Origin of the sequence: Thermonema sp. (assembly GCF_026003375.1) — a bacterium.
Classification (GTDB): domain Bacteria; phylum Bacteroidota; class Bacteroidia; order Cytophagales; family Thermonemataceae; genus Thermonema; species Thermonema rossianum.
In genome coordinates, this window is record NZ_BPHD01000002.1 from 294082 (window position 1) to 306381 (window position 12300).

Annotated in this window: 11 protein-coding genes and 4 tRNA genes; all 15 read right to left on the reverse strand. The window is 48.1% G+C overall.

The window, feature by feature from the left end; all coding sequences use genetic code 11:
- Positions 1-25: 25 nt before the first annotated feature.
- Positions 26-3925 (reverse strand): DNA-directed RNA polymerase subunit beta, encoded by a 3900-nt coding sequence (gene rpoB / locus QVE43_RS06275; RefSeq protein WP_288005241.1) that lies wholly within the window; start codon positions 3923-3925, stop codon positions 26-28.
- A 131-nt stretch (positions 3926-4056) separates the two neighbouring features.
- Positions 4057-4437 (reverse strand): 50S ribosomal protein L7/L12, encoded by a 381-nt coding sequence (gene rplL / locus QVE43_RS06280; RefSeq protein WP_288005243.1) that lies wholly within the window; start codon positions 4435-4437, stop codon positions 4057-4059.
- An 80-nt stretch (positions 4438-4517) separates the two neighbouring features.
- On the reverse strand, positions 4518-5060 hold the full coding sequence (rplJ, locus tag QVE43_RS06285) for a 50S ribosomal protein L10 (protein ID WP_288005245.1): 543 nt from the start codon (positions 5058-5060) through the stop codon (positions 4518-4520).
- Positions 5057-5755: a 50S ribosomal protein L1 gene (rplA, locus tag QVE43_RS06290; RefSeq protein WP_288005248.1), complete on the reverse strand. Its 699-nt coding sequence runs from the start codon at positions 5753-5755 to the stop codon at positions 5057-5059. Before rplA ends, rplJ begins: the two co-directional genes overlap by 4 nt.
- A gap of 13 nt (positions 5756-5768) precedes the next feature.
- The gene (gene rplK / locus QVE43_RS06295) at positions 5769-6224 is read right to left on the reverse strand and encodes a 50S ribosomal protein L11 (protein WP_288005250.1); all 456 of its coding nucleotides are present in this window, start codon (positions 6222-6224) and stop codon (positions 5769-5771) included.
- An 86-nt stretch (positions 6225-6310) separates the two neighbouring features.
- Complete coding sequence (nusG, locus tag QVE43_RS06300) at positions 6311-6886, reverse strand: transcription termination/antitermination protein NusG (RefSeq protein WP_288005252.1); 576 nt, start codon at positions 6884-6886, stop codon at positions 6311-6313.
- A gap of 34 nt (positions 6887-6920) precedes the next feature.
- Positions 6921-7151: a preprotein translocase subunit SecE gene (gene secE / locus QVE43_RS06305; protein WP_051633019.1), complete on the reverse strand. Its 231-nt coding sequence runs from the start codon at positions 7149-7151 to the stop codon at positions 6921-6923.
- Between the two features lie 14 nt (positions 7152-7165).
- Positions 7166-7238, reverse strand: a tRNA-Trp gene (locus QVE43_RS06310).
- 91 nt (positions 7239-7329) lie between these two features.
- The gene (gene tuf, locus QVE43_RS06315) at positions 7330-8517 is read right to left on the reverse strand and encodes an elongation factor Tu (protein WP_288005254.1); all 1188 of its coding nucleotides are present in this window, start codon (positions 8515-8517) and stop codon (positions 7330-7332) included.
- A 110-nt stretch (positions 8518-8627) separates the two neighbouring features.
- A tRNA-Thr gene (locus tag QVE43_RS06320) sits at positions 8628-8699 on the reverse strand.
- Positions 8700-8723: 24 nt separating this feature from the next.
- A tRNA-Gly gene (locus QVE43_RS06325) sits at positions 8724-8796 on the reverse strand.
- 10 nt (positions 8797-8806) lie between these two features.
- Positions 8807-8889, reverse strand: a tRNA-Tyr gene (locus tag QVE43_RS06330).
- Positions 8890-9026: 137 nt separating this feature from the next.
- Positions 9027-9971: a SiaC family regulatory phosphoprotein gene (locus QVE43_RS06335; protein WP_288005256.1), complete on the reverse strand. Its 945-nt coding sequence runs from the start codon at positions 9969-9971 to the stop codon at positions 9027-9029.
- 22 nt (positions 9972-9993) lie between these two features.
- A complete protein-coding gene (locus QVE43_RS06340; RefSeq protein ID WP_288005258.1) occupies positions 9994-10749 on the reverse strand; it encodes a ribonuclease H-like domain-containing protein in 756 nt (251 codons plus the stop codon).
- Between the two features lie 56 nt (positions 10750-10805).
- Positions 10806-12161 (reverse strand): adenylosuccinate lyase, encoded by a 1356-nt coding sequence (gene purB, locus QVE43_RS06345; RefSeq protein ID WP_288005260.1) that lies wholly within the window; start codon positions 12159-12161, stop codon positions 10806-10808.
- Positions 12162-12300: the final 139 nt, after the last annotated feature.

The window sequence follows — 12300 nt, forward strand, 5'->3', positions numbered from 1 at the left end:
ACAACGGGTGGCTGCTCCAACGGAATTATCTGGCTGTTGCGTTTTTGATGCGCTGCAGGTCTTCTTTGTCGTGGAAGGTTACTTCAAGCGCCAAGCCACGCAGCTCGTGTACCAAGACATTGAAGGACTCAGGCACACCCGGTTCGGGGAAGGGCTCACCTTTCACTATACTTTCGTACACTTTGGCACGTCCTACTACGTCATCGGACTTGATGGTCAAGATTTCGCGCAGGATGTGAGCGGCGCCGAAGGCTTCGAGTGCCCACACTTCCATCTCACCAAAGCGCTGACCACCGAATTGCGCCTTACCACCCAAGGGTTGTTGTGTAATGAGTGAGTAAGGACCAATAGAACGGGCGTGCATTTTGTCATCTACCATGTGGCCCAGTTTCAGCATATACATCACCCCTACGGTTACGGGCTGCTCGAAGCGCTCCCCGGTCAAGCCGTCGTACACATGGGTACGCCCCAATGGCGGCAAGCCGGCTTCTTGTATTTCTTTTTCAATGTCTTCGAGCTTGGCACCGTCGAAGATGGGGGTTGCATATTTGCGTCCCAGTTTTTTGCCGGCCCATCCGAGCACTGTTTCATACAGCTGCCCGATGTTCATACGCGAAGGTACCCCCAAGGGGTTGAGCACGATGTCCACAGGGGTGCCATCTTCAAGGAAAGGCATATCTTCCATGCGCACAATCTTCGCGACTACCCCTTTGTTACCGTGGCGCCCTGCCATCTTATCGCCCACTTTCAGCTTGCGCTTTTGGGCAATATAGACCTTCGCCAGTTTCAAAATACCGGCCGGCAACTCGTCGCCTACTTCCAAATTGAAGCGCTCGCGTTTAAACCAGGCAATCACTTCATTGCGGGCACGCTGATAGTTGGCTACCAGCTTGGCAACCAATTGGTTGGTTTCTTCGTCTTCCACCCAGCCGTCGAGGCGTACTTCCGAGATGAGGTTCACCTCTTCGGGCACGTTGTACATGCTCTCGTCGCTGTAAGGGTTCTTCTTGGGGAAGAGGTTTTGTTCTATGTTTTTACGGGTAAATTTCGTACCCTTGGAAATAAGCTCATCGCCAAACTTATGCTTCACCCCTTGCGACACCTTGCCTTCCAGCAGTTGGGTGAGCTTGTCAATCATCGTGCTGCGCAATTCAGCCAGTTTTTTAGAATAGGAATCCATGAGTTTTTTCACTTCTTCCTTCGCTTTTTTGCGCAGCTCTTTGTCTTTACGAGAGCGGGCAAACAACTTGGTGTTGATCACCACCCCATCCACTGCGGGCGGCAGGCGCAGGGAAGCATCTTTTACATCGCCGGCTTTGTCACCAAAGATGGCACGCAAGAGCTTCTCTTCCGGTGTGGGGTCCGATTCACCCTTAGGCGTGATTTTACCAACCAAAATATCACCTTCTTTAACGAAGGTTCCTATTTTCACAATACCGTTTTCATCCAAATGACGGATGGCATCTTCGCCTACGTTCGGGATTTCGGACGTCAGTTCTTCTTCCCCGCGTTTGGTATCGCGCACCTCCAATTCATACTCATCGATATGAATAGAGGTGTAAATATCTTCTCTTACTACACGTTCAGAAATTACAATGGCATCCTCGAAGTTGTAACCACGCCAAGGCATGAAAGCCACCAAGAGGTTACGCCCCAATGCCAGCTCGCCCCCTTGGGTAGCATAGCCTTCACACAAGGGTTGTCCTTTTTTCACACGATCGCCCTTGCGCACAATGGGGGTCAAGTTGATGCAGGTACTTTGGTTGGTACGACGGAACTTGGTAAGCGGGTAAGTTTTATAAGCACCGGTAAAGCTTACCAGCATGTCTTTGTCATCATAGTCGTATTTCACGACGATTTTGGTGCTGTCCACATAATCCACCACCCCATCGCCTTCGGCTACTACCAAAATACGCGAGTCAAGTGCGGCGCGCTCTTCGAGGCCGGTGCCCACAATGGGGGCTTCGGGTTGAATCAATGGCACTGCCTGGCGCTGCATGTTCGAGCCCATGAGCGCACGGTTCGCGTCGTCGTGTTCCAAGAAAGGAATGAGTGAAGCGGCTACCGATACAATCTGGTTGGGCGACACATCCATGAAGTCCACCTCATCGGGGCTAACCATGATAAAGTCGCCCTGTCTGCGCGCCTTCACCTGTTTTACCAGGAAGTTTCCTTTATCATCAATAGGCGCGTTGGCCTGTGCTATAGTATATTTGTCTTCTTCTTCGGCAGTCATGTATACCACCTCACCGGACATGTCCACTTTGCCGTTTTCCACGCGGCGATAGGGCGTTTCAATAAAGCCCATGTCATTGATTTTGGCATATACGGTCAAAGAAGAGATAAGACCGATGTTGGGACCTTCCGGTGTTTCGATAGTACACAAGCGCCCGTAGTGGGTATAGTGTACGTCACGCACCTCGAAGCCGGCACGTTCACGCGACAAACCGCCGGGACCCAATGCCGACACGCGACGCTTATGGGTGATTTCAGCCAGCGGGTTGGTCTGGTCCATGAACTGCGACAGCTGGTTGGTGCCGAAGAAGGAGTTGATCACCGATGATAAAATACGGGCGTTGATCAAGTCAACCGGCTTGAAATCTTCGTTGTCACGCACGTTCATTCGCTCGCGTATGGTACGCACCATACGAGCCAAGCCCACGCCAAACTGGGCATACAGCTGCTCGCCTACCGTGCGCACACGACGGTTGCTGAGGTGGTCGATGTCATCGACTACTGCGCGCGAGTTGATAAGCCCAATCAAATATTTTACGATGCTGATAATATCTTCTTTGGTCAATACCCGCACGTCCAAATCTATATCCAAGCCCAACTTGGTGTTGATTCGGTAACGGCCTACTTCGCCCAGGTCGTAGCGTTTTTCGCTGAAGAACAAACCGTGGATAAGATCCCTTGCGGTAGATTCATCCGGTGGTTCGGCATTACGCAACTGACGATAGATTTGCTCAACCGCCTCGCGTTCAGAGTTGGAATTATCTTTTTGAAGTGTATTGTATATGATTTGATAATCGGCAGTGTTGACGTCTTCGCGGTGCAAAATGATGGTAGTAGCACCGGAGTCCAGAATCAGGGGCAAATGTTCTTCCTCAATCACGGTATCGCGCTCCAGCAACACTTCGTTACGGCTGATAGAAACTACCTCGCCGGTGTCCTCGTCCACGAAATCCTCTACCCAAGTGCGCAGCACACGTGCAGCCAGCTTGCGCCCTACTATCTTCTTCAGGTTTTTCTGATTTACTTCAACTTCTTCGGAAAGGCCGAAGATGTCAAGAATGTCTTTGTCGGTACTGAAACCGATGGCACGCAGCAGCGTAGTAACGGGGAATTTTTTCTTACGGTCGATGTAAGCATACATGACGTTGTTCACGTCAGTAGCAAATTCGATCCACGAGCCTTTAAAAGGAATGATACGGGCAGAATACAGCTTGGTACCGCTGGCGTGCTTGCTTTGAGCAAAAAACACCCCCGGTGAGCGATGCAGCTGCGATACAATGACGCGCTCGGCGCCGTTGATCACAAAGGAGCCACGCTCGGTCATATAGGGGATATTGCCCAAGAAGACCTCTTGTTCTATAGGCTCAAAATCTTCATTATCTTCATCATTGCAAATTAAGCGGAGCTTTGCTTTTAAAGGAACAGCATAGGTTAAGCCTCTGTCAATGCATTCATCTACGGAGTATTTCGGGGGATCTATTATGTAATCTATAAATTCAAGCACAAAATTTTCGCGCGAGTCGGCTACCGGGAAGTTTTCCATAAACACTTGGTAAAGCCCTTCGCGCTTGCGCTTTTCGGCAGGTGTATCTAATTGGAAGAAATCTCTGAACGATTGCACCTGAACATCAAGGAAGTCGGGGTAGTCAATCACCCGTTTGGTAGAAGCAAAGCTGATTCTCTTTGACATTGTAAAGTTTTTTTGGTGGAAGAAAGAACGAACAGAGGCGGAAGAGAAAGTAGTGTATTATTGAATACAAATAGGTTTAGACCTGACTGTAATGCCAGGCCTAAAACCTATTGTAAATGTGTAAAAGAACTCTACTTGATTTCTACTTTAGCACCTGCTTCTTCGAGTCTCTTCTTGATGTCTTCAGCCTCCTCTTTGCTTACACCTTCTTTGATAGGTTTGGGAGTGCTGTCAACCAATTCTTTAGCTTCTTTCAAGCCAAGGTTGGTGATGGCTTTTACTTCTTTTACTACGTTGAGCTTAGAAGCACCGGCATCTACCAAAATCACGTCGAAAGAAGTTTTTTCTTCGGCAGCTTCACCTGCAGCACCACCGGCACCGGGGGCAGCTACGGCTACTGCTGCAGCAGCAGGCTCAATACCATACTCTTCTTTCAAAATTTTAGCTAATTCGTTTACTTCTTTTACAGTCAAGTTTACGAGTTGTTCTGCGAAAGCTTTCAAATCTGCCATTGTCGTACCCTTTTATAGTTGTTGATAACTTTTGATTAAACGTTGAGAAAATAAAATGTGAATAAGAATGTAAGTGAAGATTAGCTGGCGGCTTTCTCTTCGAGTGTTTTGAGAATGCCGGCAATCTTCTGCCCTTGTCCCTGCAAAGCCGAAATAACGTTCTGTGCAGGCGACTGCAAGAGGCCGATGATTTCGCCCAAAAGCTCCTGTTTGGACTTGAGAGAAGCCAAGGTTTCGAGGTGTGCATCTCCGATATAGGTATCGGAATCAATGTAAGCACCTTTTAAAATAGGCTTCTCTGCTTTGTTTTTGCTACGATACTCCTTTATGATTTTAGCCGGAGCACTGGCCGCCTCTTCCGAGGCAAACATCACTGCCGAGTAGCCTTTCAGCACTTTTTCGTTGAAAGCCTCGAGATCGCCTTTTTGGCTTTTTTCGAGTGCTTTACGAATCAGTGTGTTCTTTGCCACCTTGTATTCTACACCGGCTTTGAAGCAAGCGCGGCGCAAGTCGTTGATTTGAGCAACGGTGAAGCCGCTTGCATCTACGATGTAGAAGTAGTCAGTTTGGGCAAATTTATTGGCTAACTCTTCTATTAAGAGTGCTTTTTCTTCTCTTGTCATAATCCTGGCACTGTGTTTTTATCGATTTGAACACTTGGGCTCATCGTCGTCGACAGATAAATCGACTGGATGTAGGTCCCTTTAACAGCCGCCGGCTTCAGCTTCATCAAGGTAGCGAGCAGTTCTTGTGCGTTTTCGGCTATTTGCTCGGGAGTGAAAGAGATACGCCCGATAGAAGCGTGCACAATCCCGTATTTATCTACCTTGAAATCGATTTTACCGGCTTTTACATCCTTCACAGCTTGTGCAACGTCCATGGTCACAGTACCGGCTTTGGGGTTGGGCATCAAGCCACGCGGACCCAACACACGCCCCAACTTACCCACCTTCGCCATGACGGTAGGCATGGTAATGACCACGTCGAAGTCAAGCCATCCTTCTTCTATTTTCTGGATGTATTCATCCAAGCCTACATAATCAGCGCCAGCAGCTTTGGCTTCTTCTTCCTTGTCGGGCGTACAAAGCACCAACACGCGCTTTTCTTTCCCGGTACCATGCGGCAAAGTCACCACGCCACGCACCATCTGGTCGGCTTTGCGCGGATCAACCCCTAAGCGCACATCGATATCGACCGAGGCATTGAAATTGGTATAGGTGATTTCTTTTAAGATTTTTGCCGCATCGAGGAGAGAGTAAGCCTTGTTTTTATCGTACTTTGCTAACGCCTCTTTGCGTTTTTTTGAAATTTTTCCCATGGTTTAAGGCTCTTTATTCGGTTGTTTCTGTTTCCCAAGGCGCCTTACCGGTAACCGTAATACCCATACTGCGCGCTGTACCAGCTACCATACGCATGGCGGCTTCGATAGTATAGCAGTTGAGGTCCGGCATTTTGATTTCGGCAATTTCACGCACCTGGTCCCAAGTAACCGAAGCGATTTTCTTACGGTTGGGCTCAGGTGAGCCTTTTTTCTGCTTGGTGGCTTCCATCAGCAATACTGCTGCTGGAGGGGTTTTAATAACAAAGTCAAAGGACTTATCCGTATAGTAAGTAATTACCACGGGCAGTACCTGACCCATTTTGTCTTGAGTTCTGGCATTGAACTGCTTACAGAACTCCATGATGTTAATCCCCTTCGCACCAAGAGCAGGCCCGATGGGCGGTGCCGGGTTAGCCTGGCCGCCGCGTACTTGTAACTTAAGATATCCTGCTACTTGTTTAGCCATTGTTTTTCTGCGGTTTGAATGTTGTGCGAACTGATTGGTGTTGGTGGAAGCAAGCCAATATTTTTGCGAAGAGCACTACACCTTGCTTAGTCGAGTTTTTCCACTTGTGTATAACTCAACTCCACGGGTGTGCTTCTTCCGAATATTTTCACAATTACATTGAGTTTCTTTCTGTCCTCGAAGACTTGGTCAATCACCCCGTCGAATCCACTAAACGGACCGTCTGACACCTTCACATGCTCCCCAACCATAAAAGGTGTTTCGAGGCGCTCGGCTTCTTGCGACTCGTCTGCTTTGCCCAAAATGCGGTTCACTTCCGAATCACGCAAAGGGATGGGTTGTTTTACGTAGCCATCTTTGGGGTTTTCACCGGCGCGGGCTTCTTCTTGCAAGAAGCCGATTACTCCGGGCAAGCCGGTAAGAGTGTGCACCAATTCGGGCTGGGACAAATCTGCCAGGATAAGCACATAACCGGGCAAAAAGATTTTTTCTCTAATCTTCTTTTTGCCATTACGCACTTCGTAAACCTTTTCTGTGGGAATAAATACCTCTTTTACTTGCTCTTGCCACCCTTGGCGAGCAATTTCGTTTTCGATGTAAGTCTTTACTTTTTTTTCCTGCCCGGCTATTGCACGGAGCACGTACCATTTATGCGTTTCCATTCCCACCCCCGAATTAGGTAATATAGGCTCTGATTTAGATTTGCTCGTAGAAGAAAGTCAAGGCTGTTTTAAAGACAAAGTCCATGGCACCGATAAGCAGTGCAAAAAGCAAAGAAGCGAAGAGGACAATAATAGCGTCTCTCCACAGTGTCTTTCCTTTGGGCCAGGTCACTTTGGTAGTCAATTCATGATAAGATTCGCGCACATAGTGCACGAATCCTCCCCAAAGGCCTTTCTTTTCATTTTCTTGTGTAACTGACGACATAAGCCTGTTTTTTGCACAGGTGGCAGGACTCGAACCTGCAGCCTGCGGTTTTGGAGACCGCTGCTCTGCCAATTGAGCTACACCTGTAAGTGTTCAATCAAAAGGAGTGCAAATATAAGCACTTGTTTTGAAAAAAGCAAGTGCATCCCGAAGGATACACTTGCCTGTTATGGTATGATTAGTCAAGGATTTCAGTTACCTGACCGGCACCTACGGTTCTACCACCCTCGCGGATAGCGAAACGCAGACCTTTTTCCAATGCGATGGGCTTTTGCAATTCCACAGTGATGGTTACGTTATCACCGGGCATTACCATTTCTACACCCTCGGGCAATTGGATGGTACCGGTTACGTCAGTAGTACGGAAGTAGAACTGAGGACGGTAGTTGTTGAAGAAAGGCGTGTGACGACCACCTTCTTCTTTGCTCAATACGTAGACTTCAGCTTTGAATTTCTTGTGAGGCGTTACGGTGCCGGGCTGGCAAATCACCATACCACGACGGATTTGAGTTTTCTCGATACCACGCAGCAACAGACCTACGTTGTCACCGGCTTCGCCTCTGTCCAGAATTTTTCGGAACATTTCCACACCGGTCACGGTAGAGGTCAGTTTTTCCTCACCCATACCGATGATTTCCACAGGGTCACCGGTTTTGATAACACCGCGCTCGATACGACCGGTAGCCACAGTACCACGACCGGTGATAGAGAATACGTCCTCGATAGGCATCAAGAAAGGCTTGTCGATCAAACGCTCGGGAGTAGGAATGTATTCGTCAACAGCGTTCATCAACTCTTCTACGGTAGCCACCCACTGAGGCTCATCGTTCAAAGCACCCAAAGCAGACCCACGAATCACAGGAACATTGTCGCCATCGTATTCGTATTTGCTCAACAGCTCACGGATTTCCATTTCAACGAGGTCGAGCAACTCTTCGTCGTCCACCAAGTCCACTTTGTTCATGAACACTACGATGGCAGGCACACCTACCTGACGAGCCAAAAGGATGTGCTCACGAGTTTGAGGCATAGGACCGTCGGTAGCAGCCACTACGAGGATGGCACCGTCCATTTGAGCAGCACCGGTAACCATGTTTTTCACGTAGTCAGCGTGACCGGGGCAGTCCACGTGTGCATAGTGACGCTTTTCGGTTTGATATTCTACATGAGAAGTATTAATGGTAATACCACGCTCCTTTTCTTCGGGAGCGTTATCGATAGAAGAGAAATCTTTTTCTTCTGCCAAGTTTTTCTTAGCCAATACGTGCGTAATTGCCGCGGTCAAGGTAGTTTTACCGTGGTCAACGTGCCCAATAGTACCTATGTTTACGTGGGGCTTGGTTCTCTGAAATGTTTCCTTTGCCATATCTCTGTTTTTCTTTTGAAGTTATAAATACAAGCGATGGATAAACAAATAAGCTATTCACAAGGCGAATAGCGTCGTCCGTATGCTTTTGCGATATAAAATTAAAATAGAGCCAATGACGGGATTTGAACCCGTGACCTCTTCCTTACCAAGGAAGCGCTCTACCCCTGAGCTACATCGGCTTTACGAAATGATTCACAAGAAAGAGCGAGAGACGGGACTCGAACCCGCGACATTCAGCTTGGAAGGCTGACGCTCTACCAACTGAGCTACTCTCGCTTCAAAATAGTGGGGAGAGCAGGATTCGAACCTACGAAGGCATAAGCCAGCAGATTTACAGTCTGCCCCGTTTGACCGCTTCGGTATCTCCCCAAGTGCTTTATTCGATGTGTTTCGTATTAGCCATCTGCTAACGGAATGCAAAGTTAAAGGGTTCTTTCAAAGTTGCAAAACTTTTTTCAACTTTTTTTTAGCACACACCCATACCATGCTGATTTTCAAAAAATTGCTCAATCAAATTTTTCTACGGAAATAATATTAAACTTCATGCCGGTACTCAATTGGAAGTCTTCTGCTTCCTCCAGCATGCTTTCGTCATGTAAGAGATAATACCAGTTGATGGTCACTTCGCCCCCTTGCTCTTGATATTCTTTCAACAAAAGAAAAATTTCCTGCAAAGCACGCGAAGAGGAAGTATTGAAATAGGTAAGCTTCAAATTAAGCGTAATCGGCTTTTTTACTTCGTGGATATAAGTATCGATCCAATTGATAAGCGTATTGTAAAACTCAAAGGTATCTTCCTGGTAAGACTCACCTTTGAGTTCGCACACACCGGTCTGTGCCGAGAAGTAAACATCCGGTGTTAAGTAAGTACCTTTCTCACCTTTGACAACCAAATCATCCATTTTGGGACCACTGTCTTCTTTCTTATCAATATACGCTTTCACTATGAATAGAACAAGATTTTCGCCGGCATCTATCCATTGAAAATCCACTTTTTTATCGAGGCGCAAAAGGATTTCTATCAACCCTATATTGCCCGAGGGATGATGGTTTTGAATGGCCTGCTGGCGCAGTTCGTTTTTATAGGCGCGCAGTTCGCGGCGGCTCATGTTTTTGACCTGCGCCAGGCGCTGTTGCAGCTCCTTTTGCTGCTGCGGCGTAGCATAGTTGATTGCCTGAATACAATAGTTGTTTGGGTCTTCGCCAAGCGCCACCAGTCCGGTACCCACACGTTTATTACCTACGACTTCATAGGTCACCGCATAGCTGCCTATGTTTTCGCACAGCTCCACGAAAGCATAAAACACCTTGTCACGCACACTCTTTGAGTTATCGAGGTACTGTTTGATATGATACCCCAACTCATTGATGACATTATAGGTAAAAGGACCATAATAGAAGGTTCTTATGCCTTCGGTACGCAAGTATTGAATCAAACGGCTAAGTTCCACCTTGCTCTCCTTTGTTTGCGTATTAAACCATAATCCGGTCTGCATATTCTACTTGTTCGTCGGTGATAGAGGGCAGGCGCATGTATTTTAAATAAAGGCGGGCGGTTGCCAGCACATCGTTTTCGCAATAGCGGGCAATGCGCTCAAAGTCCTGGTCCTTCCAAAACACCTCCCCTACTTTGCTGCCATCGATATCAGACTTGGGCGAAGGAATATCGAAGACGGCACAAAGCAGCTCCAGACGGGTGAAGTTCTTCCTGTCGCCAAAGCTCCACAGCTCCATGGTATCGATGATACGCTTGGCTTCGTCGTCCCATGGCTTTTTCATGCGTAAGTCTATCATCTCCGGCACCGGCAGTGATTGAATCAGGTAACGGCGTGCCAGGAAGGGTACGTCAAACTCCCGTCCGTTATGAGCACAAAGGTATTTTATAGACTGATTATCAAGGATTTTAGCAAACTCCTGCAGCAAACGGCTTTCGTCTTCGCCACAGCAAGACTTCAAACGGAAGAAATACTGCCCTTCCTTTTTTCCGAGCAGACCGAAGCTCACACATACTACACGGGCAAACTCCGCATAAATGCCGGCTTTGAGAGGATACAGCTCCTCGGGCGACATCCCGCTGTCTTCGTAGCGATTTATTTTATCTGTCTGCCGCCGCCATTGGTCCTGCAAAGCCGGCGGCATGGCATCGAAAGAAGGAAAAGCAGGTGCTGTTTCTATGTCAAAAAACAGCACCTTGGTACATATATCGTCAAGGCTTTGAAATAGTGCCATAATCTAAGAAATAGGTTCAACACACAAGATTACAGCACATAAAATAGTATTTTATTTCAAAAACGTAAAGCAGAGCCTACATAATTAAAGGGTGTAATCTCACGAAGCTCGTTTTTCACCTCTTCCCGCACGTCGAGCGAATCAATGAAAGCGCGGATGCGCTCTGCTGTAATACGCTCATTGGTGCGTGTAAGTGCCTTCAAAGCCTCGTAGGGTTTAGGATAGCCCTCGCGCCGCAAAATGGTCTGAATGGCTTCTGCCACCACTGCCCAGTTGTCTTCGAGGTCGCTGCGAATGGCTTCTTCATTCAGCTCGAGCTTGTTCATGCCACGCATGAGCGAAGTCCATGCCAGAAGGGTGTGTGCCATAGGAACGCCCAAGTTGCGCAAAACGGTGGAATCGGTCAGGTCGCGCTGCAGGCGTGAAACGGGCAGTTTGTTTGACAGGAAATCAAAAGCGGCGTTTGCCCACATGAGGTTTCCTTCGGCGTTTTCGAAGTCGATAGGGTTCACTTTGTGCGGCATAGCCGAAGAGCCTACTTCGTTGGGGTTGATTTTTTGCTTGAAGTAGTCAAAGGCAATGTAGGTCCACACATCGCGGGCAAAGTCTATCAAAATAACATTGATGCGGCGGAAAGCATCCAACAAGGCAGCCAGCTGGTCATAGTGTTCTATCTGTGTGGTAAAGTGGCTGCGGTGCAAGCCCAAGTAATTGCCTACGAAGTCATCGGCGAAGGCATGCCAGTCTATTTGAGGATATGCCACATAATGGGCATTGAAGTTGCCGGTAGCCCCGCCAAACTTGGCAGCATAGGGCACGCGCTGCAAATGAGCTATTTGCGCTTGCAGGCGTTCCACAAAAACCATCCACTCTTTGCCCATGCCGGTAGGCGAAGCGGGTTGGCCGTGGGTGCGTGCCAGCATGGGCACCTCACGCCAGCGGGTGGCCAATGTCTGCATGAGTGCCACCAGTTCATGCAGGCGTGGCAGTATCACCTGCTCCACTGCCTCCTTGAGCATTAAAGGGGTGGCTGTATTGTTGATGTCTTGTGAGGTGAGTCCGAAATGAATAAACTCGAGGTAAGCGTCCAACCCCAGTGCCGGAAATTGTTCTTTTAAAAAATATTCTACGGCCTTGACATCGTGGTTGGTCGTGCGCTCTATTTCTTTGATGCGTGCGGCATCGGCTTCCGTGAAGTCGTTGTACAGCGCCCGCAATGCTTGTTTTTGTCCGGCGGTTAAAGCAGGCAAAGGCGGGATGCCCTGCTCACAAAGGGCAATGAAGTATTCTACTTCTACTCTTACCCTGTAGCGAATCAAGGCATATTCCGAAAAATAGGGTGCCAGTGCTTCCACTTTGCTTCTGTAGCGCCCGTCGATGGGCGAAATAGCGGTTAAGGGGGTCAGTTCCATGGTTAATTGCTTGTTTCTATGGGCACAAAAGTAGGAAAAACACGGCAAAGGCGATATGCTTGACGGACAACCACCGTTTGCAAAGCCTTTTAGAAATCTTTAAAAAGCTGTTATCTTTGAAAGCTTTCCATGAAAAAGT

Coding starts and splice junctions, on each gene's coding strand:
- rpoB (WP_288005241.1), bottom strand. CDS start 3,925: ATGTCAAAGAGAATCAGCTTTGCTTCTACCAAACGGGTGATTGACTAC.
- rplL (WP_288005243.1), bottom strand. CDS start 4,437: ATGGCAGATTTGAAAGCTTTCGCAGAACAACTCGTAAACTTGACTGTA.
- rplJ (WP_288005245.1), bottom strand. CDS start 5,060: ATGACAAGAGAAGAAAAAGCACTCTTAATAGAAGAGTTAGCCAATAAA.
- rplA (WP_288005248.1), bottom strand. CDS start 5,755: ATGGGAAAAATTTCAAAAAAACGCAAAGAGGCGTTAGCAAAGTACGAT.
- rplK (WP_288005250.1), bottom strand. CDS start 6,224: ATGGCTAAACAAGTAGCAGGATATCTTAAGTTACAAGTACGCGGCGGC.
- nusG (WP_288005252.1), bottom strand. CDS start 6,886: ATGGAAACGCATAAATGGTACGTGCTCCGTGCAATAGCCGGGCAGGAA.
- secE (WP_051633019.1), bottom strand. CDS start 7,151: ATGTCGTCAGTTACACAAGAAAATGAAAAGAAAGGCCTTTGGGGAGGA.
- tuf (WP_288005254.1), bottom strand. CDS start 8,517: ATGGCAAAGGAAACATTTCAGAGAACCAAGCCCCACGTAAACATAGGT.
- QVE43_RS06340 (WP_288005258.1), bottom strand. CDS start 10,749: ATGGCACTATTTCAAAGCCTTGACGATATATGTACCAAGGTGCTGTTT.
- purB (WP_288005260.1), bottom strand. CDS start 12,161: ATGGAACTGACCCCCTTAACCGCTATTTCGCCCATCGACGGGCGCTAC.